24 protein-coding genes are annotated in these 24,322 nt (G+C 61.1%); 8 read left to right on the forward strand and 16 right to left on the reverse strand.

The features are described 5' to 3' along the window. Positions 1-44 precede the first annotated feature (44 nt). Complete coding sequence (locus BLW55_RS07200; RefSeq protein ID WP_007008544.1) at positions 45-527, forward strand: MaoC family dehydratase; 483 nt, start codon at positions 45-47, stop codon at positions 525-527. Positions 528-738: 211 nt separating this feature from the next. Then, complete coding sequence (locus tag BLW55_RS07205; protein ID WP_007008543.1) at positions 739-1,446, forward strand: methyltransferase domain-containing protein; 708 nt, start codon at positions 739-741, stop codon at positions 1,444-1,446. Positions 1,447-1,640: 194 nt separating this feature from the next. Here the strand turns inward: BLW55_RS07205 and BLW55_RS07210 are convergent, their stop codons facing one another. Both BLW55_RS07210 and BLW55_RS07215 read right to left on the reverse strand, forming a co-directional pair. Further along, on the reverse strand, positions 1,641-3,647 hold the full coding sequence (locus BLW55_RS07210) for a BCCT family transporter (RefSeq protein ID WP_090327827.1): 2,007 nt from the start codon (positions 3,645-3,647) through the stop codon (positions 1,641-1,643). A 215-nt stretch (positions 3,648-3,862) separates the two neighbouring features. After that, a complete protein-coding gene (locus BLW55_RS07215) occupies positions 3,863-4,873 on the reverse strand; it encodes a DUF2156 domain-containing protein (RefSeq protein WP_025031361.1) in 1,011 nt (336 codons plus the stop codon). A 138-nt stretch (positions 4,874-5,011) separates the two neighbouring features. Here BLW55_RS07215 and BLW55_RS07220 point away from each other — a divergent pair, with 138 nt between their 5' ends. Both BLW55_RS07220 and BLW55_RS07225 read left to right on the forward strand, forming a co-directional pair. Beyond that, the gene (locus BLW55_RS07220; protein ID WP_090327829.1) at positions 5,012-5,692 is read left to right on the forward strand and encodes a helix-turn-helix transcriptional regulator; all 681 of its coding nucleotides are present in this window, start codon (positions 5,012-5,014) and stop codon (positions 5,690-5,692) included. Between the two features lie 23 nt (positions 5,693-5,715). Then, complete coding sequence (locus tag BLW55_RS07225; RefSeq protein WP_090327832.1) at positions 5,716-7,137, forward strand: MFS transporter; 1,422 nt, start codon at positions 5,716-5,718, stop codon at positions 7,135-7,137. On the opposite strand, the gene BLW55_RS07230 is transcribed toward BLW55_RS07225, so the two are convergent. From BLW55_RS07230 to BLW55_RS07255, 6 genes are read right to left on the reverse strand one after another with little or no spacing between them, the layout of a single operon-like run. Next, complete coding sequence (locus BLW55_RS07230; RefSeq protein WP_090329917.1) at positions 7,134-7,430, reverse strand: hypothetical protein; 297 nt, start codon at positions 7,428-7,430, stop codon at positions 7,134-7,136. The genes BLW55_RS07225 and BLW55_RS07230 overlap by 4 nt on opposite strands. Positions 7,431-7,490: 60 nt before the next feature. Then, complete coding sequence (locus BLW55_RS07235) at positions 7,491-8,033, reverse strand: sarcosine oxidase subunit gamma (RefSeq protein WP_090327833.1); 543 nt, start codon at positions 8,031-8,033, stop codon at positions 7,491-7,493. Further along, on the reverse strand, positions 8,026-11,010 hold the full coding sequence (locus BLW55_RS07240) for a sarcosine oxidase subunit alpha (protein ID WP_090327836.1): 2,985 nt from the start codon (positions 11,008-11,010) through the stop codon (positions 8,026-8,028). The genes BLW55_RS07235 and BLW55_RS07240 overlap by 8 nt, the downstream gene beginning before the upstream one ends. Next, the gene (locus tag BLW55_RS07245) at positions 11,010-11,303 is read right to left on the reverse strand and encodes a sarcosine oxidase subunit delta (protein WP_090327838.1); all 294 of its coding nucleotides are present in this window, start codon (positions 11,301-11,303) and stop codon (positions 11,010-11,012) included. The genes BLW55_RS07240 and BLW55_RS07245 overlap by 1 nt, the downstream gene beginning before the upstream one ends. Before the next feature lie 4 nt (positions 11,304-11,307). Next, positions 11,308-11,658 (reverse strand): cupin domain-containing protein, encoded by a 351-nt coding sequence (locus BLW55_RS07250; RefSeq protein WP_007008823.1) that lies wholly within the window; start codon positions 11,656-11,658, stop codon positions 11,308-11,310. Between the two features lie 23 nt (positions 11,659-11,681). Then, positions 11,682-12,935 carry a sarcosine oxidase subunit beta gene (locus tag BLW55_RS07255; RefSeq protein ID WP_090327841.1) on the reverse strand — a complete coding sequence of 418 codons (1,254 nt, stop codon included), beginning with the start codon at positions 12,933-12,935 and terminating at the stop codon, positions 11,682-11,684. Between the two features lie 239 nt (positions 12,936-13,174). Here BLW55_RS07255 and BLW55_RS07260 point away from each other — a divergent pair, with 239 nt between their 5' ends. Further along, positions 13,175-13,936 (forward strand): SDR family oxidoreductase, encoded by a 762-nt coding sequence (locus tag BLW55_RS07260; protein WP_090327843.1) that lies wholly within the window; start codon positions 13,175-13,177, stop codon positions 13,934-13,936. A gap of 7 nt (positions 13,937-13,943) precedes the next feature. Here the strand turns inward: BLW55_RS07260 and BLW55_RS07265 are convergent, their stop codons facing one another. After that, a complete protein-coding gene (locus BLW55_RS07265; RefSeq protein ID WP_244509012.1) occupies positions 13,944-14,960 on the reverse strand; it encodes a hypothetical protein in 1,017 nt (338 codons plus the stop codon). Between the two features lie 300 nt (positions 14,961-15,260). Here BLW55_RS07265 and rpsU point away from each other — a divergent pair, with 300 nt between their 5' ends. The 3 genes from rpsU to BLW55_RS07280 all read left to right on the forward strand — a co-directional run bounded on the left by rpsU (position 15,261) and on the right by BLW55_RS07280 (position 17,106). Beyond that, positions 15,261-15,488, forward strand: a complete 228-nt coding sequence (gene rpsU / locus BLW55_RS07270) for a 30S ribosomal protein S21 (protein WP_007008828.1) — start codon at positions 15,261-15,263, stop codon at positions 15,486-15,488. A 127-nt stretch (positions 15,489-15,615) separates the two neighbouring features. Next, positions 15,616-16,479: a tetratricopeptide repeat protein gene (locus BLW55_RS07275; protein WP_177175040.1), complete on the forward strand. Its 864-nt coding sequence runs from the start codon at positions 15,616-15,618 to the stop codon at positions 16,477-16,479. Positions 16,480-16,620: 141 nt separating this feature from the next. Then, positions 16,621-17,106, forward strand: a complete 486-nt coding sequence (locus BLW55_RS07280; RefSeq protein ID WP_007008830.1) for a DUF992 domain-containing protein — start codon at positions 16,621-16,623, stop codon at positions 17,104-17,106. A gap of 170 nt (positions 17,107-17,276) precedes the next feature. On the opposite strand, the gene BLW55_RS07285 is transcribed toward BLW55_RS07280, so the two are convergent. The 7 genes from BLW55_RS07285 to BLW55_RS07315 all read right to left on the reverse strand — a co-directional run bounded on the left by BLW55_RS07285 (position 17,277) and on the right by BLW55_RS07315 (position 24,322). Further along, positions 17,277-18,674 carry an NAD(P)(+) transhydrogenase (Re/Si-specific) subunit beta gene (locus BLW55_RS07285; RefSeq protein WP_090327847.1) on the reverse strand — a complete coding sequence of 466 codons (1,398 nt, stop codon included), beginning with the start codon at positions 18,672-18,674 and terminating at the stop codon, positions 17,277-17,279. 1 nt (position 18,675) lies between these two features. Beyond that, complete coding sequence (locus BLW55_RS07290; RefSeq protein WP_007008832.1) at positions 18,676-19,101, reverse strand: proton-translocating transhydrogenase family protein; 426 nt, start codon at positions 19,099-19,101, stop codon at positions 18,676-18,678. After that, positions 19,101-20,423 (reverse strand): Re/Si-specific NAD(P)(+) transhydrogenase subunit alpha, encoded by a 1,323-nt coding sequence (locus BLW55_RS07295; protein ID WP_040665199.1) that lies wholly within the window; start codon positions 20,421-20,423, stop codon positions 19,101-19,103. Before BLW55_RS07295 ends, BLW55_RS07290 begins: the two co-directional genes overlap by 1 nt. 81 nt (positions 20,424-20,504) lie before the next feature. Then, entirely contained in the window at positions 20,505-20,732 is a 228-nt protein-coding gene (locus BLW55_RS07300; protein WP_007008834.1) for an aa3-type cytochrome c oxidase subunit IV, read from the reverse strand. 210 nt (positions 20,733-20,942) lie between these two features. Continuing rightward, on the reverse strand, positions 20,943-21,782 hold the full coding sequence (locus BLW55_RS07305) for an ABC transporter ATP-binding protein (RefSeq protein WP_025030465.1): 840 nt from the start codon (positions 21,780-21,782) through the stop codon (positions 20,943-20,945). 71 nt (positions 21,783-21,853) lie between these two features. After that, positions 21,854-23,173 carry an ABC transporter substrate-binding protein gene (locus BLW55_RS07310; protein WP_090327850.1) on the reverse strand — a complete coding sequence of 440 codons (1,320 nt, stop codon included), beginning with the start codon at positions 23,171-23,173 and terminating at the stop codon, positions 21,854-21,856. Positions 23,174-23,245: 72 nt separating this feature from the next. Next, positions 23,246-24,322 carry a branched-chain amino acid ABC transporter permease gene (locus tag BLW55_RS07315; RefSeq protein WP_007008837.1) on the reverse strand — a complete coding sequence of 359 codons (1,077 nt, stop codon included), beginning with the start codon at positions 24,320-24,322 and terminating at the stop codon, positions 23,246-23,248.

Raw genomic sequence — 24,322 nt, forward strand, 5'->3', positions numbered from 1 at the left:
GGAAGCACACCGCGCAACCAGTTCAACAGCCACGGAGTGCCCCGTTGACCACCGGGACAATCAGCATTGAAGAAGCCGAGAAACTGGTAGGGCAGGAAGTCGGCCTGTCCAACTGGCGTGTCGTCACCCAGGAGATGATCGACCAGTTTGCCGCGGCGACGGACGATCACCAGTTCATCCACACCGACCCCGAGCGCGCGGCCCGGGAAACGCCCTATGGCGGCACCATCGCGCATGGCTTCCTGTCGCTGTCGCTACTGTCGACCATGGTGTTCGAAGCCGTGCCACGGCTGGAGGGCTCCGCCATGGGTGTGAACTTCGGCTTCGAGCGCATCCGTTTTCTGGCACCTGTGCGATGCGGCGCCCGCATCCGCGCCCGTTTCATCCTCGCCGCGATCAAGCTGCGCCCGTCAGGCATCGCCGAGGTCAACTACGATGTCTCCGTAGAGATCGAGAACTCGATCAAACCCGCTCTCACAGCGCACTGGCTGACACTGGCGATGCCCGACCGGACAAAGGAAGACTGACCGCAGCTGGCGGTTTCCTGTAACCTTATCAAAGCGATGCGGGATCACTGAACACCCAACAGGCGCTGCCACTTTTCAAGAGAAGAGTTGCCGGCATTAACGTTACAAGCCGTAAGAGAATTGCCTGTCCGCTTCGCGGAAGCTATTCATCCAAATAAACAGCGTGTCATTTCAGATTATTGACCGCGTTCCCATTCTCCCGAGAGTTTTCATGACCGTCAGTTTAAACGCTCCGCCAAAGAAAAAAGCACAAAAGAACCCCTATGCGGATCGTGAAAGCCTCGAATTCAATTTCCGCGCAAAGCGATTTCAGAACATCCGTCCGCTTATCGAGGATGCCCTTGCCGAGAAGCGGCAGATCAGAATTCTCGATCTCGGCGGAACCGAGGAATACTGGAAGATCGGTGCGGATTTTCTGAACCATCACCGTCAGAACATGAAGATCACGCTCCTCAACCTTGAAGCGGAACAGGTGGAGGACACGGAAATGTTCCACGCGCTTTCAGGTGACGCTGCCGATCCGGACCTTTTCGCCGGAGAGCAGTTCGATTTCGTTCATTCGAACTCCGTCGTGGAGCACGTTGGAAGCTGGGAACGCATGATGCAGTTCGCCGAGAACACGAAGCGGCTCTCGCGGCGCTATTTCGTGCAGACCCCGAACTTCTGGTTTCCCTTCGAACCGCATTTTCGCATGCCCGGGTTTCAGTATCTTCCCAAGACAGCCAGGATCGCACTCGTACAGCGCTTTCAACTGGGCTTTTTCCCGCGCACTCCCGATCCGGAAGAAGCCTGCGATCTGGTTGAGCACAACACGCTCATCTCCACGCGGCAGATGCGGCGATTGTTCGATGACGGCCATATCGTGCTTGAGAAATTCGCCTTCCTGAACAAGTCAATCATGGCCATGCGCACGCACTGAGCGCGGCACTATCTCTCGTCCCGGGTTCCCGCGACGTGGCAGGGAAACCAGGAACAGGGACGATAAGAAGGGCCGGAAGCGGCTGACGTTCCGGCCCTCGAGGGCGGTTCAGCGCTTCATGTAAACGCCGCTCCGCTCCATCTGACTGTGCGCATTCATGCGGTTCCGGCTGACTGCAGAATGCTCAAAAGCCCCTACTCTTCCTTCTGGGCCTGAACGTCATGCTCGGGCGCCGCCGAGACCAGTTCAGATGCGGTCGACTGCACCAATAGCAGATAGCGCTCATACTGGATCAGCACATCGTGAATGATCTGATCGCGTGTCATACCCATGATGTCGTAACCCTTGCTGCCGCTCGAAAACTGGGTGCGGGCCTCATATCGCAAGCCGGACCGCGCCGCATCGAAGGCCGAGAACGCCGGCAGTTTCTGCGAAGCAGGGGCCACCCCGTAAACGAAGTTGCGCATGTCTTCAGCCGGCGATGTGAGCGCGATGGCGCCACTTTCCTCTTCCTCCACAAAGGCTTCGCGCCCCCGCTCGGTCAGTTCCCTCGCCACCTGCTCCAGTGCGGGCTTCACGTCCTTCTGGATGAAGGCGAGCGTTTCCTTCTCACTCGGCGCATGCAGCATCAGCCCCAGCCTGCGCTGCCATGTGAGCCCGGAGGCGGGATAGGCCGGGGCCACCTGCGGCACTGCGGCATGAGCTTCGCGCTGCGCCAGGTCAGCCCGCATGCCGACATAGAGCGCCCAGACCAGCGCAAGCATGACAAAGGTGAACGGCAAGGCACTGGCGATGGTTGCCGACTGCAATGCACCGAGACCTCCGGCCAGAAGAAGGGATGCGGCGACCAGCCCCTCCAGCGCGCACCAGAAGACACGCTGCAGGGTCGTCGTTTCCGTTTCGCCGCCGGCTGCGATCGTGTCGATGACGAGAGAACCGGAATCCGACGAAGTGACGAAGAAGATCGCCACCAGCGCGACTGCCAGTGTCGATGTGAGGCCGGTGAACGGCAGATAGGTGAAGAACTGGAAAAGACCGACTGACACATCCCTGGCAACTTCGGCACCCAGCTCACCAGCGGCGATGCCGGTGTCTACGAAGATCGCCGTGTTGCCAAACACCGTCATCCAGAAAAAGGTGAAACCCGCCGGGATGAACAGCACTGCCGTTACGAACTCACGCACGGTGCGCCCGCGTGAAATGCGGGCGATGAACATGCCGACGAAAGGCGACCAGGAGATCCACCATGCCCAGTAGAACAGGGTCCAACCGTCGATCCACGGGGTCGGTTCATATGCGTAGATGTTGAAGGTGCGCAGAACGAGCGTGTCGAGATAGAGGCCGATATTCTGGACGAAGTCCCGAAAGAGATCAGCCGTTGGCCCGACAATCAGAACGAAGATCATCAGCAGGACTGCGACAATCAGATTGGTCTCGGACAGAATGCGCACGCCCTTGTCGAGCCCCGTAACCACCGAGATGGTGGCAAAGGCCGTGATGACCGCGATCAGTGGCAATTGCACCCAGGGCGCGATGGGTAGACCGATCAGATAATTGAGACCGGCATTGATCTGGGTAACGCCGAGCCCGAGCGACGTGGCGATACCGAACATCGTGCCGACAATGGCAAAGATATCAACCGCATGGCCGATGGGGCCGTTGATCCTGTCCTTCAACAGCGGATAGAGGCCTGAACGGATCGTAAGCGGCAGATTGTAGCGATAGCCGAAATAGGCAAGCGACAGACCGACCACGGCGTAAATGGCCCAGGCATGAATGCCCCAGTGAAAGAAGGTCACCGTCATGGCTTCACGCATCGCGGCGATGCTGCCGGGTTCCGCGGTGGGTGGCGCAAGAAAATGCGTCATCGGTTCCCCGACCGCATAAAACATCAGCCCGATGCCCATGCCTGCAGCAAAGAGCATGGCAACCCAGGAATGATATTTAAACTCGGGCTCGGAATCGTCCGGACCCAGCTTCAGCCTGCCGAATTGCCCGAATGAAAACAGAAGCACCGCCGCCAGAAAAATGCCGACAGCAAGGAGATAGAGCCAGCCGAAGCTCGCCAGGATGCTGCTCTGCAGTGCGGAGAACAGCTCCCCTGCCCGACTGGGAAAAACGATGCCGATCAAAAGAAACACGGCGATGATGGAGACCGCACCGAAAAAGACCGGCGGGTTGATGACAAAGCGATTAAACATGGGGATTACTTTTTGCGCTCCCGTTTTCGAAATGGCGGATGGCGCTCTCAAGCAGTGGCTCGCACAGAGTACGGCCGTTCCCTGAATGGCTGGAACACGGCCGCGGAGCGCCGGCGGCAGGCGCTCCGTTTCTGGGGTCCATGACCCGGATTGTCAATGACAGGCAGTTCCCGAAGCTGCGCATGCCCCTGCAGCCGGCAAGAGAGAACGCTCGTTCAGAGAACCCCGCATGCCCGAATGAGCTTGAGGAGCCGCGGCAGCGAGGGTTGTGTGTTCATCGCGCACCATGTTTCGCGCGCTTCACCGCCATAACTTTCCTTGTGTCTGGCGAGAGACTGGGTCGGATAGACAAGCTTCTGGGCAATCGGATTGGTGTAGATGAACCGGAAAGCGCGACGGGTCAGCCAGTCCTTCTGGAACTCCTGATCCTCGATCTTGTGGAAGGGCATGAGGCCGAGATAAAGCTTCGGCACCCCTTCGGCCTGAAAAGTTTCCACGGCGCGGCGCACCAGAAAGTAAGCAGCCAGCGGATCCGTATCGGGCAGCCAGCGCCGCGTGGCCGAAAGGTAGCCGACCAGCCTGTCATCCTCATAGAGCGGATCGAAGAAAGCGAAAGCGACCGGCTGATCGTTCTGGTCGAGAATGAAAAACTTGCGGACATCCGCCTCGTCGCGCAACTGAATCGGGCGCACAAGGAAGGAAAGCTCACGCCGTTTCGTGGTGCGGGTTCGCCGCCAACCAAGTGAAATCGCCTCCACGCGTTTCGGGTCGAGCCCAGCGACGGGAACCTCTTCGACACGGCATCCCATGCGCGTAAACCGGTTGGTTGCCGTGCGGAAGCTGCGCCGCGACGGGCCTGCGAAATCATATGTCTGAAGGTCGATCAGGCTTTCGATACCCAGCGCGTTCACGAAGAACCCGTTCGACGACAGGAGTTCTGCCATGGGGCGCGAGACCTGCCAGAAGGTGACATCCTGCCTGGCCGCAACAAAGGCGGCCAGCAGCTCAGGCCAGAGAGCGCGCGGGGCCAGAGGATCGGCCAGCGCATAGGCCGTGCGGCCCACCATGCGATAAGCGATAACGCCGTGCTCATTGCCGAAGTAGCGCAGCCCGGGCTGATGCGCGACCGAATAGGCCAGCACGAAATTGCCGTGCCGGCGAAGTAGCGCATGGCGCTGGTCAGCGGAGAGGAGAGCGTTGTCGCTCAGGCGATCAAAACTGGACAAACGAGATATCTGGTTCACGGCGAAGAATCATGTTCCGCGCCCCCACGGATGGAGGGATGCCACGCATTGCCTGACGTGACAAGCCGATTGACAATAAAGAAACTAATAGGTTATTTTATTGTCAATCGGAGATTCGTCATGCCCGCATCCCCCACATCCATTGCACCTGTTCAGCCCGAAGCCGCACCGGAAACGGCGGATGAGCGCATCCTCTTCGCACTCAAGACGAAGGGGGCGATGACGGCCCAGCGGCTCGCGCACTTCCTGAAGATATCGTCCGTTGCCGTGCGCAAGCAGCTTTCACGGCTGGAGGAAAGCCATCTGGTTCAGTTTCAGGAGGAAGCGCGAGGTCCCGGACGTCCGGAGCGTGTGTGGCGCCTGACGGCAAAGGGACACGGCCGTTTCCCCGACAGCCATTCGGACCTGACCCTTGACCTGATCAGCTCGATCCGCCGCATTTTTGGTGAAGACGGCCTCGACAGGCTGATCGGGCAGCGCGAACAGACAATGAAGACATCTTACGAAAACGCGGTAAACGCGCATTCCGATCTTGAGGAGCGTGTCGTCGCGCTGGCCCATATCCGTGCCCGCGAGGGTTACATGGCCGAAGTCGAACCGCTCGACGACGGCGCCTTTCTCCTGATCGAAAACCACTGCCCGATTTGTGCGGCCGCAACGGCCTGCCAGGGCTTTTGCCGTTCCGAACTCAGCGTTTTCAAGGCCGTGCTCGGCCCGCAGACACGGGTTGAGCGCACGGACCATATTCTGGCGGGCGCACGTCGCTGCGCCTACCGCATAGAAGCACGTTCAGGCGACTGAACCCGATTTTACCGAGGCACATCATGACTGATGCACAAACCGAGGCACCGCTCGGCAATGCCGGCTGGGCGGCGATCCTGAAAACCGGCCAGCTCGGCCAGTTCGCGCTCCTTTGTCTCGGCATCTGGCTCCACGCCGCCGACACGCTGCTCGTCGCAACGGCAATGCCGGCGGCGGTTGCGGAGATTGGCGGCGACCGGCTGGTGAGCTGGACGCTGTCGCTCTACCTGCTGGGCTCGATCATTTCCGCTGCCGCAGCCGCCCTTGCGGCCACGGCGATCGGCCTCCGCCGCGCCTTTGTGGTCGCAGCCCTCGTTTACACAATTGGCTGTGCCATCAGCGCACTCGCGCCCAACATGCCGGTCATGCTGCTTGGCCGTTTTGGCCAGGGCGTCGGCGGCGGCCTTCTGGTCGCGCTCACATATGTTGCGATCCGGCGTCTTTTCCCCGAAGAAATGTGGCCGCGCCTGATCGCCCTGATGTCCGCCATCTGGGGGGCGTCGGCCTTCTGCGGCCCCATGATCGGCGGCTTCTTCGCCGATCTCGGCCTGTGGCGCTGGGGTTTCTGGACCTTTGCGATCCAGGCGTTGCTGCTTGCGGTTCTGGTGCCAATGTTCCTGCGTCCGACGAGGGGCGCATCAGAAGCGGCTCAGCGTTTTCCCCTGGTGCGGCTCATACTTCTCTCGCTTGCCGTTCTGGCTGTGGCTACAGCGGGCATCTACGTGACACCCGGCATCTCGCTGCCTCTGGTGGCAGCGGGTGCGGCACTGTTTTTCCTCTTCCTGAAACGCGATGGCAGCCGTGCGACCGACAAAATGTTCCCGACGCGCGCATTCGATATTCGCACGCTTGTGGGTGCCGGTTTCATCGCCAATCTGGCACTTGGCACGGCGGCCATGTCCTTCACCGTCTATGGCCCGTTCCTCCTCCAGCGCATTCACGGCATGTCGGCGCTCGGAGCAGGCTATGTGATGGCGGCAGAAGCCGTTGCCTGGAGCTCGACGGCGATCCTTTTCGCCGGCGCGAACGAGGCAGGAGAGCGCCTTGTAATGAAAACCGGCGCCCTGCTCATCCTGCTGGCGGTTGCGCTGCTCGGTCCCGCCATGGCGGAAGGGCCGGTCTGGGCCATCGTGCTGCTTTCGCTCGCACAGGGCGCAGGCTTCGGCATGCTTTGGGGATTTCTCATCCGCCGCGTGGTTGCAGCCGCGCCCGAACACGAACGCGACAGCGCATCCGCGGCCATGCCGACAACGCAGCAGATCGCCTTCGCGCTTGGTGCCGCCCTCGCAGGCATCGTCGCCAACATGGCCGGCTTTGCCGAAGGCGGCACGGCGCAAGCCATGCAGGCCGTGGCGCTCTGGGTGTTTGTCAGCTTCGTGCCGCTGGCCGCCTTCGGCGCAGCCGCTGCCTGGCGCATTGCAAGCCGGAGGGCTGAGAAGGGTTAGCGATCTCTCTTTGGACGCCCCGTGTGCGTGGTGGAGGTCACGGACACGGGGTCGCTGGCTGGAAAAGTATCCTCAAGACCTTCGTCAAGTTCCTCTTCAAGCTCCTCGGCATTCAGCTTCCTCTTCTGAGGCTTTTTCGTAAATTCTCCCGGCGCCCCGGTGCGGGTCGTGCGCGTGACGGACACCGGATCGCTTGCCGGAAAACTGTCTTCTAAACCCTCCTCCAGTGCTTCCTCTTTGGCGGCACGCTCACTCTCGGTTTCGGGTTTTGGCTTCTTGGGATCAGGCTGCATCGATATCATCCTTTTTCGGATCAATGCCAAAACAGCCGCGTCGGTTCCGCTCGTCTGCGATTATCGATCGCGCGCGGCTGCCTCCAGAAGCATGAAAACATAGTCGGAAAAAGAGCGCCAGCATTCCACCCGGAAAGCGTCTTTCTCCGTTCGCCAGAAAATGACCTCCGCCTTGCCGAAAACCGTGCGTGAGCACGCGCCGACAGGAAAGGCGTCGAGCGACAAATCCTGCGGGCAACCGGCACTGAGAACGGCCTCGGCACGCGGTCCGGAGACAAGCACCGCCGTATTGCGATGCGAGACGTCCACAGCTGAATGAAATGCACTGACAGAGGTGCAGGCCCCGACCAGATCGGCCTCGTTCTCGTCGACCACCAGCCATTCGTCCGGGCCGAGCCAGAGAGCCGCACGGCCGTCTTTCGCGGTGGACGTCTTCGGACGCTGCGGCAGATCGAGGCCCAGGGCCTTCGAAAGAGACTTCACCGCAGTCTTCGGCGCGCGAAGCGAAAGCCGCGTGGCAGGCTCCGCACGCACCAGCGTGATGCCTTCATCATTGAGAAAACGGCCTTCCAGAGCGCTCGCGCGGGCGATTGCGTCAGCCATTGGTGCGCTCTCCCTTCTCGTCAAAGAAAACCGTCGAGGTGACTTCTACCGCGATCGCGCCATCCGGCATCGGCACATAAAGGGTTTCGCCCATGCGTTCATGCCCGCCCGCCACCAGCGCAAAGGCGATGGAATGGCCGCAATTCTCCGACCAGTAGGAGGATGTGACATGACCGAGCATGGGCACGGGGATCGGCGCTTGCGAGTCGGCAACGATCTGCGCGCCCTCTTCCAGAACCGTTTTGGGATCGCGCGTTCTGAGACCCACAAGCTGTTTGCGGCCGGGAGCGGTAAGGTCCGGGCGCATCAGCCCGCGCATGCCGACGAAATCCGTCTTCTTCCTGCCGATGGCCCAGGAAAGCCCCGCATCATGCGGCGTGACGGTGCCGTCCGTCTCCTGCCCGACAATGATGAAGCCCTTTTCGGCGCGCAGCACATGCATGGTTTCGGTGCCATAGGCGCAGGCCCCATGCTTTTCGCCTTCCGCCCAGACGGCTTCCCACACGGCACGGCCATAATCCGCCGGCACGTTGATCTCAAAACCGCGCTCGCCGGTGAACGACATGCGGAAAAGCCTCGTGGGTACGCCGCAGATCATCCCCTCCCGCACCGACATGTGCGGCATCGCCTCGTCGGATAGGTCGATCCCTTCCACCAGCGGGGCGATAATGTCGCGGCTTTTCGGCCCCTGAACGGCGATCACCGCCCATTGCTCAGACGTGGAGGTCAGATAGACCTTCAGACCCGGGAACTCGGTCTGGAGGTAGTCTTCCATGTGGTTGAGCACGCGTGGCGCGCCGCCGGTCGTGGTGGTCACGTGGAAGCGGTCTTCGGCAAGCCGCCCCACCACGCCGTCATCATAGATAAACCCGTCCTCGCGCAGCATGACGCCATAGCGACAGCGCCCGATGCCGAGTTTCTGCCACGGGTTGGTGTACATGAGTTCCATGAAGCGCGCGGCGTCCGGCCCGACGACCTCGATCTTGCCGAGCGTGGTGGCGTCGAAAATGCCCGCACTCTGGCGCACCGTGCGGCACTCGCGGGCGACCGCTGCATACATGTCTTCTCCGGCCTGCGGGAAGAACCAGGCGCGTTTCCACTGCCCGACATCCTCGAACACGGCCCCGTGCGCCTCGGCCCAGTCGTGCATGGGCGTGCGCCGCACCGGTTCGAACAGACGGCCCTTTCCGTGCCCCACAAGCGCGCCGAAAGTGACGGGCGTGTAGGGCGCGCGGAACGTGGTGAGCCCCACTTCCGGGATCGGCCTGTCCAGCATCTCGGCGGCGATAGCGAGACCGTGCATGTTGGACGTCTTGCCCTGATCGGTCGCCATGCCGGTGGTGGTGAAACGCTTGACGTGCTCGATGGAGCGCATGCCCTCGCGCACCGCCTGGCGGATGTCCTTCGCGGTCACGTCGTTCTGGAAATCCACGAAGGCTTTGGCTGTGCTTTCGGCACCAGCCCCCTCGCCCGCACCCAGCATGCCGCCGGACCAGCGCTCGGTGCTGTCGGCCGAAAGCTTTGGCAGCTTGCGGGCCGCACCGCCGGCGGCCTCGTGCCCGGCCTTCAGGGCCTCGGCCACCGTCTCGCCAAGATCGATGCTGCCAGCACATGCGCCAACTGAGACCAACTCCTGCACCGCTTGGCCGGGAAGGAAGCGCTGCGTTTCCGCATCGAAGGCAAGTTTGCCGCGCGACTGCGAAAAAAGGTGGACGGCTGGCGTCCAGCCAGACGAGGTCAGAAGCGCATCGCAGGCGATCGTGCGCTCCGCACCGCCTGAAACCGGGCGCAGCCGGATCGAGGAAACGCGCAGCCGCCCGCTCGTGCCGGTCACGGCATGACCCGTCAGGCATTCGATGCCCAACCGGCGCGCCTCTTCCACATGCGGCCCCTGCGGATCGGGCCGGCAATCGACGATAGCGGCAATGCTCACGCCCGCGCGTTTCAGATCGATAGCGGCCTGCCACGCGCTGTCTTCGGCCGTGTAGACCGCCACATTGCGCCCCACCGCAACGCCGAAATGGTTCAGATAGGTGCGGGCAGCGGACGCCAGCATGATGCCGGGCCGGTCGTTGTCGGGAAACACCATGTGCCGTTCTATGGCCCCGGTGGCGAGCACGACGCGCTTTGCCCGCACCTGCCAGAGCCGCTCCCGCGGCTGATCCGTGGCGGGGCTGACGAGGTGATCGGTCAGCCGCTCGACGAGCCCCACCATGTTCTGCGCGTAATAGCCAAAGCCCGTGGTGCGGGTGAGAAGCTGGACATTGTCGCGCGCGACAAGCTCCGCCGTCACGGCCTGCGCCCAGTCCCAGCCGGGTATGCCGTCGATCATCGCGCCGGTTTCATAGCGCAGTGCGCCGCCCGTTTCCGCCTGTTCGTCGGCCAGAATGACGCGTGCGCCTGCATCGGCGGCAGCGAGTGCTGCGGAAAGCCCGGCCGCACCGCCGCCAATGACCAGCACGTCGCAATGGGCGAAACGGTTTGCGTAACAGTCCGGATCGGGCCGGTCGGGCGCTTCGCCAAGACCGGCAGCGCGCCGGATAAAGGGCTCGTAAACCCGCTCCCAGGCGGCCTTCGGCCACATGAAGGTCTTGTAGTAGAACCCGGCAGAGAAGAAGGGCGACGCCAGATCGTTGAGCGCGCCGACATCGAAGGAGAGCGAGGGCCAGCGGTTCTGTGACACCGTGTCGAGCCCCTCATGGATTTCCTGAACGGTGGCCCGCACATTGGGCGCTCTGCGCGCGGCATCACGGTGAACGACAACCAGCGCATTGGGTTCTTCAGCCCCGGCTGACACCATGCCGCGCGGGCGGTGATATTTGAAGGAGCGGCCCACAAGATGCACGCCATTGGCAAGCAGGGCCGATGCAAGCGTATCGCCATGCAGCCCCTCGAAGGACTTGCCGTCGAAGGTGAAACGAACGGGATCGGCGTTATCGAGCCGGCCAACGCTGGCAATGCGGAAGGTTTGAGGCATCACGCCCCCTCCCCGCCGAGATCGGGCTTCGGCTCGCCGGCCTTATAAGTCGTCAGGAACCTGTCCGACACCGTGTCGCGCGCGGCGTTGAAGAAGCGGGCGCAGCCATGGATGTGCCGCCAGCGCTCATAGACGATGCCCTTGGGGTTTGAGCGAATGAAGAAGAAGCGCTCGAAATCTTCGTCCGACATATCGGCCATGTTTTCAGGCCGGGCGATATGCGCCTCGCCGGCATGGCGGAACTCCAGCTCCGGCCGGTCTTCTTCGCAATAGGGGCAGTGAATGAGAAGCATGAGCTCAGATCCGCTTCTTGGTGACAGCCGTGCGGGGATCGCCGGTATTGGGCGTGCCCGCGGGTTCGATCAAGAGAAGATGCGCTTCCTCCTCGGCCACAGGGCAATGTTCAACGCCTTTAGGCACGACAAACAGCTCCCCGGGCCCAAGCTCCACATCGCCTTCGCGCATGCGGATGGTGATCCGTCCCTTGAGAACCAGAAAAAAGTCATCCGTCTCCTCGTGCGAATGCCAGACGAATTCGCCTTTGACCTTCACCACAAGGAGATCGTTGCCGTTGTAGGAGCCGACAATTCTTGGCGACCAGTGTTCGCTAAAAAGCGACAGCTTCTCCGAGAGGTTGATGGCTTTCATGCAAAATCTCCTGCGGTTTTGCTTTAGTGGGCGACTGCTGCTGCTGCAGCCTCGTCGATGAGTCGCCCGTTGCGGAACCGCTCCAGCGTGAAGGGCGCATTGATGGGATGCGGCTCGTCGCGCGCGACGGTGTGAGCAAACACATGCGCCGAGCCCGGCGTCGCCTTGAAGCCACCCGTGCCCCAGCCGCAATTCACATAGAGCCCCTTCACCGGGGTTTTGGCCAGAATGGGTGAACGGTCGGGCGTGACATCGACAATGCCGCCCCAGGACCGCAGCATCTTCATGCGGGTGAAGATCGGGAACATCTCGCAGATTGCGTCGAGCGTGTGCTGGATGATGTGCAGCCCGCCGGTCTGGGAATAGGAAGTGTATTGATCCGTACCCGCCCCGATGACCAGTTCACCCTTGTCGGACTGGGAGATATAGGCATGCACCGTGTTCGACATGACCACACAGGGAAAGACCGGCTTGACCGGCTCCGACACCAGCGCCTGAAGTGGGTAGGATTCCAACGGCACCTGGACGCCCGCCATCTGCATCAGAACCGTGGAATGACCGGCGGCGACAACGCCGACCTTCTTCGCGCCGATGGTTCCGCGCGTGGTTTCCACACCGGTGACGGAGCCATCCGGCCCGCGATTGATGCCGGTGACCTCGCAATTCTGGATGATGTCGACGCCGCGCGACGCCGCCGCCCGCGCATAGCCCCAGGCAACAGCATCGTGACGGGCCGTGCCGCCCCGCCGCTGGAGTGCCGCGCCCATGACCGGATAACGCGCCTCGGGCGAAATGTTGAGCGGCGGGCAAAAGGCCTTCGCCTCCTCAGGCGTCAGCCACTCATTGTCCACGCCGTTCAGCCGGTTGGCATGGATATGACGTTTGAACACCTGCACATCGTGCACATTGTGCGCCAGCATCATCACGCCGCGCGGCGAATACATGACGTTGTAGTTCAAATCCTGCGAAAGCCCGTCCCAGAGCTTCACGGAATGATCGTAGATACCCGCGCTCTCGTCATAGAGATAGTTGGAGCGGATGATGGTGGTGTTGCGGCCGGTGTTGCCGCCGCCGAGCCAGCCCTTTTCCAGCACGGCGACATTGGTGATGCCATGCTCTTTTGCAAGATAATAGGCCGTTCCAAGCCCATGGCCGCCGGCACCGACGATGATGACCTCGTAATCCTTCTTCGGTTCGGGAGAGGACCACTGTTCCGGCCAGCCCCTGTGGCCACGCATGGCCTCGCGGGCGATGGCGAAGACGGAATATTTGCGCATGGGCCTCTCCGCAATGCAGGCAGCGCGCCGCAGCCGGGCGCCTTCAGACACAGCCTAGCAGTAGCGAAATCCCACGCAATGGTTTGCGCTGATTGCGACGGCGATTGCCGTTTTGCGCCAAGCCTCGTCGTCATTGCTTTCGTCTCGCCTCTCGTCTGGTTTCGGGTGGCTGACACGGCGCATTGCTGAGAGTTTCGCATCACCCCGGCAATGCCGGTAGCGAAACGGAAGGATACCAGATGACATCGCTGAAAGAGAAAGTCGCCATCGTAACCGGCGCAAGTGCCGGTATCGGTCGGGCGGCAGCCAGGCTGTTCGCCCAGCACGGTGCCAGGGTCGTCGTTACAGCACGGCGGCAGGCAGAACTGGACACACTTGTCGGCGAGATCGAAGCGAATGGAGGCGAAGCCATCGCGCTTGCTGGCGATGTGCGCGAGGATATTCACAATCAGAAACTGGTCGCAGTCGCAGAAAGCAGCTTTGGAGGTCTCGACATCGCTTTCAACAATGCTGGCGCTGTCGGCCCGCTGGTGCAGATCGACGCACTCGAACGCTCGGACTGGAACGATGTGATCGAAACCAATCTGAGCTCCGCCTTTTCGGCTGCCCGGTACCAGGTACCGGCCATGAGGCGCCGCGGCGGCGGTTCGCTGATCTTCACGTCGAGCTTCGTTGGTCATGAGACCGCAGGCATGCCCGGTATGGCGGCCTATGCGGCGAGCAAGGCCGGGCTCGTCGGCCTAGTTAAATCGCTGGCATCGGATCTTGGGCACGAAGCCATTCGCGTGAATGCGCTTCTTCCCGGCGGGACCGACACCAGAATGGCCACGTTCGAAAACGAGGAACAGCGCGCCTTTGTCGAAGGCATGCATGCGTTGAAACGCATCGCACGTCCCGAAGAGATCGCCCAGTCAGCACTGTTTCTCGCTTCGGACGCCTCGAGCTTCACAACCGGCACAGCCATGCTGGCCGATGGCGGCGTTGCCATCAGCAAGGTCTGACCGGGGGTTATCGATGCTGGCGAAATCGCTTCGCCAGCATCCAGCCATAGGCGAGGAAAAGAAGCGAGATATAGAGCTCGCGCACCTCGGAAAGCTCATACCCATCCACCATGTCGACGCCGCGCATGATGAACACCAGTTTGGAGACCACATAGATGGCCGCAAGGGAGATGGCGGCAAGGCGCAGCTCGAAGGATTTGAGCTGGCGAACGATGTCGAGACAGATCAAAAGCCCGAGGAAGAACCAGACCTGGTAGGGCACGATGTTCCAGGATTCGAACATCAGCGACGCCACGGGCAGCCCGAAAAGCGCAAAGATTCGCGGCGGCAGATAAGGCTCCACCTGAGCGAAGAGATCGCCCGCACCGCGCGGCCAGCACCAGGGCAGGACCACAAAGCAGAAGATCGCGCTCGTGTAGTAGATGGCCTCGAACTGGTAGGTGTAGAAATTGTGGATGTTGGTTTCGTTCTGAACGTTTTTGCTGAACAGCTCGGGCGTGGCCCAGCCAAGCCAATGCTGCCCCCAGGACATCTCTTCCATCAGAATGAGAAACACCACGCCAGCCATGCCAGCCAGCACCAGCTGCGGCGGGAAGACGCCAAGCAGCCGCGCACCGCGCATGCCGAGCGCGCGCCAGGCAGCGACAAGGAAACTGACGACCGCTGCAATGAGAAGAACCTCGGTGGCCATGCCCAGCGGCTGCATCTCGCGAACAAAATCGTTCAGCGCAGTGGGAACAAAATGAACGGCGGCTGCAACCGCCAGAAGGAATGCGCCGGCAGCACCAATGGCCCAGAACGCCTGCGCGCGATCCCCTCTCGCCAGGGCCAGGGCACCCATTGCCGGCTTCAAGGCGAAAAAGAGCAAGAGCGCTGCCAGAAAGGAAAAGCCGATCCGGGCGCGGCCAAAGGGCGTGAAATCAGGGTCGCCCTTGCGCAACAGGCCATATCCATGGACGAGTTCGCCATAGACGGCCGAACCAACGACCAATATGAAAGCGACCGTGCCGAAACCAAGTCTCATCAGACTTGCCTCCAGCCCAGTGCCGGCCCGCCCGTCCCCTTCCGACATGTCGATATACTCCAATATAGAAAAACACGTTTGTGTAGTGTTCTTTCCTTTTCTCTACGTTAACGTGAACCCCCTAGTGAAGCGGGCGCAGGAAAAATTCACAAGAAATAGCTCGACAGAAATAGAGGCTTCTGCTATGAGCCAGCGCTATTCGCGGCAAAATATGGCTGCGGAAGCCTCGGCCCATGGGCGGAGGAAAACCAGAATTCACATTTGAAAATTAGAAGACCAACGTTCTGACAGGAAACCCACGTGCAGGTACTCGTCCGCGACAACAATGTTGATCAGGCGCTTCGCGCGCTGAAGAAGAAAATGCAGCGCGAAGGCATCTTCCGCGAGATGAAGATGCGTGGGCACTATGAGAAGCCGTCGGAAAAGCGCGCGCGCGAAAAGGCTGAAGCCGTACGCCGTGCACGCAAGCTGGCGCGCAAGCGCGCTCAGCGCGAAGGTCTGGTCGGCGGCCGGCCGGGCGCACGCTGATAGCGCCCATCTTTCGACGATTTCTGTCTATAACGAACGCGGTACGATATTTTGGTCGTGCCGCGTTTTCGCATATCCGATGACTCTTTGCATGGGTACGGCAATGGCTTGGTTTGGTGCTCGGGTTATGGCATTAAATGGCATGACTTTTTTCGATACGCCCTCCCCCCGCTTTTCGCGCAATGCGCTTGCCGGTCTTGCCCTTGCTGCACTTGTGCCGCTGACAGCCTGCCAGACTGCCACAAACCCGGCGACGGATCTGAGCCGCATCGACACCGCTCAGGGCTCTGCAGAAAACATCAATTCGTTGAGCGCGGTCATCCAGCGCACCCCCAATGAGCCGGAAGCGTATAATATGCGCGGCGCAGCTTATGGTCGTGCGGGGCGCTATCAGGATGCTCTGAAGGATTTCGACAAGGCGATCTCGCTCAACCCGCGCTCGCCGAACACCTATGCCAACCGTGCACTGATCTATCGCTACACGGGCAACAACCAGCAGGCGCTTGCGGATTACAATCAGGCGATCTCGCTCGATCCAAACTACGACACGGCCTATATCGGGCGCGCAGAGATCTACCGCCTGTCGGGCCGCTCCACGGATGCGCTTGCAGATCTGGAACGCGCCATCCAGCTCGACACCACGGATCCGCGCGCCTATTACCGCCGCGGTCTTCTTTATCAGGCAAGTGGCCAGCACCAGTTTGCGATCGAGGATTTCGCGAAGGCGATTTCGCTCGCACCCGACGCGCCCTATGGCTACAACGGCCGGGGCCTCTCCTATCTGGCGCAGGGGGATGACGAGAACGCATTCTCCGACTTCAATACCGCCATTCGGCTTGACGACGATCTGGCCGAAAGCTGGGCGAACCAGGCGCTCGTATACGAGAAGCGCGGCGACAAGGCGAAGGCTGCCAAATCCTATGCCCGAGCGCTACAGCTGGACCCCGAATACATGCCGGCACGCGACGGCCTGGCCCGGACACGCATCTGATTTCCAATTATAGTCAATGCCTTAGCCCCGCAGTTTTGCTTCGGGGCTTTTGGTTGTCTTCACGAAAAATCACGCAAATTAATCTGGAACCTTCTTTGCAGTGGCGTGTTTTGAGCCCGGACCACAAAAGGAGTTCCAGTGATGAAAAAAGCAATCATTCTCGCTTCCGTCCTGACGGCTGCAGCCGCCACCCCGGCACTCTCACAGCAGCGCGTGGAGGTCGGTGTTCTCGACTGCGTGATCGAAGGCGGCGCGGGCGTGGTGATCGCCTCCTCCCAGGAACTGGCCTGTACCTTCGAGCCCGCCGATGAGAACCGTCCGCCCGAAACCTATGTCGGTGTGGTGAACAAGTTCGGCCTCGATGTCGGCGTCAAGGACGCCACGCAGATGCAGTGGCTGGTCATGGCCCCCACGGCCGATGCCTACGCGCCGGGCGCGCTTGAGGGCGACTATGCGGGCGTGAGCGCAGAAGTGGCAGCCGGTCTTGGCGCAGGTGCCAACATCCTTGTAACGCAGGACAGCGAAAGCCTGATGCTTCAGCCCCTGAGCGTGGAAGGAAAGACCGGCATCAATGTCGCGCTGGGTGTGAGCGAGTTCCAGCTTCGCTCGACTGCCGCTGCCGAGTGATCATTCCCCTGCCCCACCCGGCAACAAAAAAGCCCGGCTGCGCGCCGGGCTTTTCCGTGTGATTGCTTTAGAGCATCGGACCGAAAAGTGGAATCCGGTTTTCGGGTTATTCCGATGCTCAATTAATGGTTTAGATCGTCCTTTGTGCGTCCGGATGGACGCACGGCGATCTAGTGATCCATCGCCTTGACGATGTCTTCCGTCATTTTCTTGGCGTCACCCAGAAGCATCATCGTGCCATCCTTGTAGAACAGCGTGTTGTCGATACCGGCATAACCGGACCCGAGCGAGCGTTTGACGAAGAGACAGGTGCGCGCCTTGTCCACGTCGAGGATCGGCATGCCGTAGATCGGCGAGGACTTGTCGTCGCGCGCGGCCGGGTTGGTCACGTCGTTGGCGCCGATGACATAGGCAACGTCGGCCTGGGCAAACTCGGAGTTGATGTCTTCGAGCTCGAACACTTCGTCATAAGGCACCTGAGCCTCGGCGAGCAGCACGTTCATATGGCCGGGCATGCGGCCCGCGACCGGGTGAATGGCGTATTTCACCTCGACACCGGCTTCCTTCAGCTTGTCGGCCAGCTCGCGCAGCGCATGCTGCGCCTGGGCGACGGCCATGCCGTAACCGGGCACGATGATGACTTTCTGCGCATTCGCCATCAGATAGGCGGCGTCATCGGCGGAGCCCTGCTTGACCGTACGATCCATATCGTCGTCGGCGGCAGCCGCCGTCTCGCCACCGAAGCCGCCGAGAATGACCGAGATGAAGGACCGGTTCATGCCCTTACACATGATGTAGGACAGGATCGCACCGGAAGAGCCAACCAGCGCGCCGGTGATGATGAGTGCGAGATTGCCGAGCGTGAAGCCGATGCCGGCTGCGGCCCAGCCCGAATAAGAGTTTAGCATCGACACGACGACCGGCATGTCCGCGCCACCGATCGGGATGATGATGAGCACACCGAGCACCAGCGAGGCGGCGACGATCAGCCAGAAGATGGTTGTGCTCTGCGTGGTGACGAGCAGCACGATCAGCACGACCAGCGCGATGGCCAGGCCCGCATTCACCACATGGCGCATGGGCAGCAGGATCGGCTTGCCGGACATGCGGCCATCGAGCTTCAGAAAGGCGATGACCGAGCCGGTGAAGGTGATGGCGCCAATGGCGACGCCCAGCGACATCTCGACCAGCGCCTGCGCGTGGATCGCACCCAGTTCGCCAATGCCGAAGCTCTCCGGCGCATAGAGGGCGGCAGCGGCTACCATGACGGCGGCGAGGCCGACAAGCGAGTGGAAGGCGGCCACAAGCTGCGGCATTGCGGTCATGGCGATGCGCTTGGCAATCACCGCGCCGATGCCGCCGCCGATGGCGAGACCGACGACGATGAGCACGAAACCGCCAAAGGAGGGCGTTGCGTAGAGCAGCGTGGTACCGATGGCGATGGCCATGCCGACCATGCCGTAGACATTGCCCTGACGGCTGGTGGTGGGATGCGACAGGCCCCTCAGCGCGAGGATGAAGAGAATGCCGGAAACGAGATAGAGGAAGGATGCAAGATTGGCGCTCACGTCACTTGTCCTTCTTCTTGTACATGGCAAGCATGCGGCTCGTCACAAGAAAGCCGCCAAAGATGTTCACCGACGCCAGGATGAGCGCGATGAAGCCGAAGCCCGTGGCAAGCCCCGAAGCGGAGATGCCCACGGCCAGCAGCGCACCGACCACGATCACCGAGGAGATCGCGTTGGTGACCGACATGAGCGGCGTGTGCAGCGCCGGCGTCACCGACCAGACCACGTAATAGCCGACGAAAATCGCCAGCACGAAGATTGCGAAGCGGAAGACGAACGGGTCGATCGCCCCGCCGGATGCGCCATGCGCAAGCGCGCCGGCGGCATCGGCGACTTCGGCCGCCTGCATGCCTTCAATGGCGGCACGAACGCTCGCCGCGGCGCTGTCGAGCTGGTCGAGCGCCTTTTCGAGTGCGGTTGGTTCCATCAGGATTCTCCCCCCGATTTGGTTGCGGCAGGCTTATCGGCAGCGCTGGATGCGCCAGCCGGTTTTTCTGCCGTTTTCCGAGCCGCCGTTTTCTTGGTCGCCGCGCCCCCTGAAGCCTTGGCTGCGGGCTTGCGCGCGGGTGCCTTGCGGGCTGGCGCCTTTTTCGGCGCGGCGGCCTTGGCAGCGGGCTTTGCGGTGTCGACGAAATTGGGATGCACCACCTTGCCGTCATGGGTAAGCATGGTGGCCTTCACCAGCTCGTCTTCCATGTCTACGGCGAGCACCTTCTTCTCCTTGTCGACCATGGTCTCAAGGAAGGTGTAGAGGTTTTTGGCGTAAAGCAGCGAAGCGGATGCGGCGACACGACCGGGCACGTTGAGATGGCCGACGATCTTCACGCCATTGGCCGTGGTAACAACCTCACCTGCCTTCGCGCCTTCCACATTGCCACCACGCTCCACCGCCAGATCGACGATGATGGAGCCAGGCTTCATGGACTTGACCATGTCCGCACTGACAAGGCGCGGAGCCGGACGGCCCGGAATGAGCGCCGTGGTGACGACGATGTCCTGCTTGGCGATGTGCTCGGCGACGAGTTCGGCCTGGGCCTTCTTCTCCTCATCCGTCAGCTCGCGGGCATAACCGCCATCGCCGGAAGCATCCTTCAGCGCCTCGGTCATGATGAACTTCGCGCCAAGCGACTGGACCTGCTCGCCGGCAGCCGCACGAACGTCGGTGGCGGTGACGACAGCACCCAGACGGCGCGCGGTGGCGATGGCCTGAAGGCCGGCAACGCCAGCGCCCATGACGAACACCTTGGCAGCCGGCACGGTGCCGGCAGCGGTCATCATCATCGGCAGCGCACGATCATACTCGGCGGCTGCGTCGATCACCGCACGGTAACCGGCAAGGTTGGCCTGCGAGGACAGGACGTCCATGGACTGCGCGCGCGTGATGCGCGGCATGAACTCCATGGCAAAGGCGGTGACGCCTGCAGCAGCCATGGCCGCGACATCGCCCTCATTGCCGTAGGGGTCCATACTGGCGAGAACCAGTGCGCCTTTTTTGTAGGTTTTGACTTCGGCCGGTGTCGGGCGCCGCAACTTCAGGACAACATCGGCCTTGCCGGCATCCGAAGCCTTGCCGATCTTCGCGCCGGCCTTCTCAAATTCAGCATCGACAATACGCGACTGCTCGCCTGCGTTTTTTTCGACGACAACATCGAAACCCAGACCTACAAATCGCTTGACCGTTTCCGGAGAGACCGCAACGCGACCTTCCGTTACGTCAATTTCTTTAGGCACAAATATGCTTTGTCCCACCGTCATATCCTTTCGGTTGGACCGTCCCCCCAATCACGGGGCCATGGCAACGACCCCGCACGTCACGGCAAGCAGCGCGCTTTAGCGCAGCAACCAGGCGCCGACCACCGAGATCAGAATGAAGAGAACGGTGCTGGAGAAGAAACCAGCGGAGGTGAAGAAACCAAACGCCATCGCCACTAGAATGGCGACGACCACCAGGCTTGAATATTTGATGACGGCCAGGAAAAGATCGTAGGTCTTCTCGTGCTCGGCGTAGTCCATTTCTGCGCCCGTTTCGGCCGGTCCGGCCGGCAAATTCTCTGCCATCTCAAAACCCCATGGGAATAGAATTGGTCTTGGGAGATAGCGAAAAGATGACTGAAGGGCAATGGGAGGATTGCCGCATGAACAATCCGATGCGCTTTGAAGCGCCTTGAGAGAACCGATTTCACGAAAACGGTACGGAATGAAGAGGATTCAGCCCGCTGTGCTGACAAGCGCGCGCAGCAGTCCGGCTTTTCGCGGTGCGGTCGTGAATCAGGAAAGCCAGCGCTTGCGTCTTTTGTAGTGTTTCACATTGCGGAAGGAGCGCCGCCCCTCGCCGCCCACGCCAAGGTAGAATTCCTTCACGTCTTCGTTCTCGCGCAGCGCCTTCGCCTCGCCATCCAGTACCACGCGACCCGATTCCAGAATGTAGCCGTATTTTGCGTAGCGCAGGGCCACATTGGTGTTTTGCTCGGCCAGCAGGAAGGAAACGCCCTGCTCCTCGTTGAGCTGTTTGACGATCTCGAAAATCTCCTCGACCAGTTGCGGCGCAAGCCCCATTGAGGGTTCGTCAAGCAGGATCATCTTCGGGCGCGACATCAGGGCCCGGCCAATCGCCGTCATCTGCTGTTCGCCACCAGACGTGTAGCCGGCCTGCGAGTTGCGCCGTTCTTTCAGGCGGGGGAAATAGGTGTAGACCAGATCGAGGTCCTCGCGGATCGCCGCCTGCCCGTCACGCCGGGTGAAAGCGCCTGTCAGCAAATTATCCTCGACCGAGAGATGGCCGAAACAGTGCCGCCCCTCCATGACCTGAATGCAGCCGCGGCGCACCAGATCGTTGGGCGAGAGGTTCTGCACTTCGTCGCCGCCGAACAGGATCGACCCCTTGGTCACTTCGCCCCGCTCGGCATGCAGAAGGTTGGAAATGGCTTTTAGTGTCGTGGTCTTGCCCGCTCCATTTGCTCCGAGCAAGGCGGTGATGCCACCGCGCGGGACGGAAAGGGAAACCCCTTTCAGCACCAGTATGACGTGATCGTAGATCACCTCGATATTGTTGACTTCGAGGATCTGTTCCGCGGTCTCAGCCGAGGCTGCAGGTGCTGTCGTCGTCATGCTTCGCTATCCCGGTTTCAAGAAAACGCCGCTCCCCGCCGCGCGCGACAGGGAGCGGCACCAGAGCGTGCCTACATGCTGCACTCTTCATTGACAGGCCAGGGTGCATTGGCCTCGGCATATTCCTTGGCTTTCTCCGCTTCGAGCGGCTCGATTTCCGCCCGGTCCGGTGTCAAGAGGTCCGAAGCCTTGACGAATTTCGCACCGTCCCACTGCAGCATCCAGCCGCCGCCATGGCCCGTGTGGTTCGAGCAGGAGGTGCTAAACGGCACGAGCATGCCTTCCGCGCCAAGCTCTTTCAGGCGGGCTTCATCCAACTTGATGTTCTCCAGCCCCCAGCGCAGCTGCTCCGGGCTCGGCGAACGCACATCGAACTCGTCCTGCGCGGCCTTGATGCCTTCGACGAGGATCACGGAGATCATCAGACCGCGCTGATAGAACACGGAATCGAACTCGCCTTCGGACTGGTTGATCTGCGACTTGCCGGCATCGACCACGTATTGCTTGATATCGGCCATGAGCGGGGATTCGGAATTGGGCACGCTCCAGGAAATGGAGCGATAGCCCTTGCCCTGCTCGCCCACCAGCTTCAGGTCGCCATCATGGCCCGACCACCAGACACCGACGAACTGGTCCATCGGGTATTTGGTTTTCACGGCTTCGGTTATGGCGCCGGCGTTCATCGCACCCCAGCCCCACATGACGACGAAATCGGGCCGCTCGCGGCGGATTTGCAGCCACTGCGCCGACTGGTTCTGCATCTCCGTCAGACCGACCGGGATCGGAACAAGCTCGAAACCGTGTTTCTCGGCCAGCACCTCAAGCAGCGGAAGCGGCTCCTTGCCGAACGGATGATCGAGGTGCAGGAAGGCGATCTTCTTGTCTTTGAGACTGTCGAGATTGCCATCCGAAATGTTCTTCAGGATCATCGACGCGCCGTCCCAATAGGAAGACGGCGGGTTGTAGGCCCACTGGAACACCTTGCCATCGGCCATGGGCGAGAAGCCATAGCCTGGCGCGAGGATCGGTATCTTGTCGACATTCGATTTCGGCAGCACCTGTAGCGTGATGCCGGTGGACCAGGGCTGCGTGACCACGGCCCGCGCCTTGGTCTTTTCGTAGCACTCCACGCCCTTCTCGGTGTTGTAGCCGGTCTCGCACTCGTCATATTCGAGTTTGACCCCGTTCAACCCGCCATCCCGCTCGTTGAGCAGGGTGATGTAGTCGCGCTGCCCGTTCATCAGCGGCGTGCCAGTGGCCGCGAAGGGACCGGTCCGGTAGGCCAGGTTCGGAATGTAGACGCTTTCGTCCTGCGCGGTGGCAGGCCCGGTGAGGCCAACGCCCATCATGAGCGCCGACGACAGGATCGCAGTTTTGAGCATTCTCTTCATACTGTCTCCTCCACTTGTTCCGTTCTCCGAAAGGAAGGGGCGAACACTCCCCGTCTCACGCACCTTGCCCGCCTAGTGCGGGAAAGGCCACAGAATGAACTTTTCGCGGATCATCGCCCAGAACCGCGCCAGACCGTGCGGCTCGATGATGAGGAAAGCGATGATGAGCGCGCCGATAATCATGATGTTCAGATGCTCGACCATGGCAGAATCGACCGGGATACCGAAAGCCTGCGGCACGCTGCCGATGATGACGGGCAGCGCGACGATGAGGATCGCGCCCAGAAAGTTTCCGAGGATCGAGCCAAGACCGCCGATGATGGCGATGAACAGGACGCGGAACGAGAGCGGAATGTCGAACAGGTTCGCTTCCGCCGCACCGCGCCACATGAACACGAACAGCGCACCGGCAATGCCCACCACATAGGAGGACACGAAGAAGGCCATGAGCTTGGTGCGCATCAGGTTGATGCCCACAAGCTCGGCGGCGATGTCCATGTCGCGCACGGCCTTCCACATGCGCCCGATGCGGCCGCGCGTGATGTTGATGGCAAACACGGTGATGACGCAGACGACGCAAAGCACGAAGTAATATTGGGTCATGGCGGTCGCGCGTGGCCCCGCCACGGTGATGCCGAACATATCGATATTGGGCACCTGGATCGCGCCGGAGGCGTTGTAATTGTAGAGCCACGCCCATTTCTGGAACAACCAGACAAGAAAGAACTGCGCCGCCAGCGTGGCAATGGCGAGATAGAACCCCTTGATGCGCAGCGATGGCAGGCCGAACAGCACGCCGATGGCGGCCGAGAAAAAGCCGGACATCGCAATGGCCACCACAATGTTCATCTCCGGAAAGATGGACACGAGCTTGTAGCAGGCATAGGCCCCCACGCCCATAAACGCGCCGGTGCCGAGCGACAATTGCCCCGCATAGCCGGTGAGGATGTTGAGGCCGAGTGCTGCCAGCGAATAGATGAGCACCGGGATCAAGAGCGCGCGAAACGTGAACTCGCTTGCCGTGAGCGGGAAAACGATGAAGGCGAAGACCAGTATGACGCCAAGCAGGATGGCATCCTGCCGCACCGGAAACAGCGCGTGATCGGCTTGGTAGCTGGTCTTGAACTGGCCTGCTGTGCGATAAAACAT

The sequence above is a fragment of the Nitratireductor aquibiodomus genome (assembly GCF_900105565.1).
Classification (GTDB): domain Bacteria; phylum Pseudomonadota; class Alphaproteobacteria; order Rhizobiales; family Rhizobiaceae; genus Nitratireductor; species Nitratireductor aquibiodomus.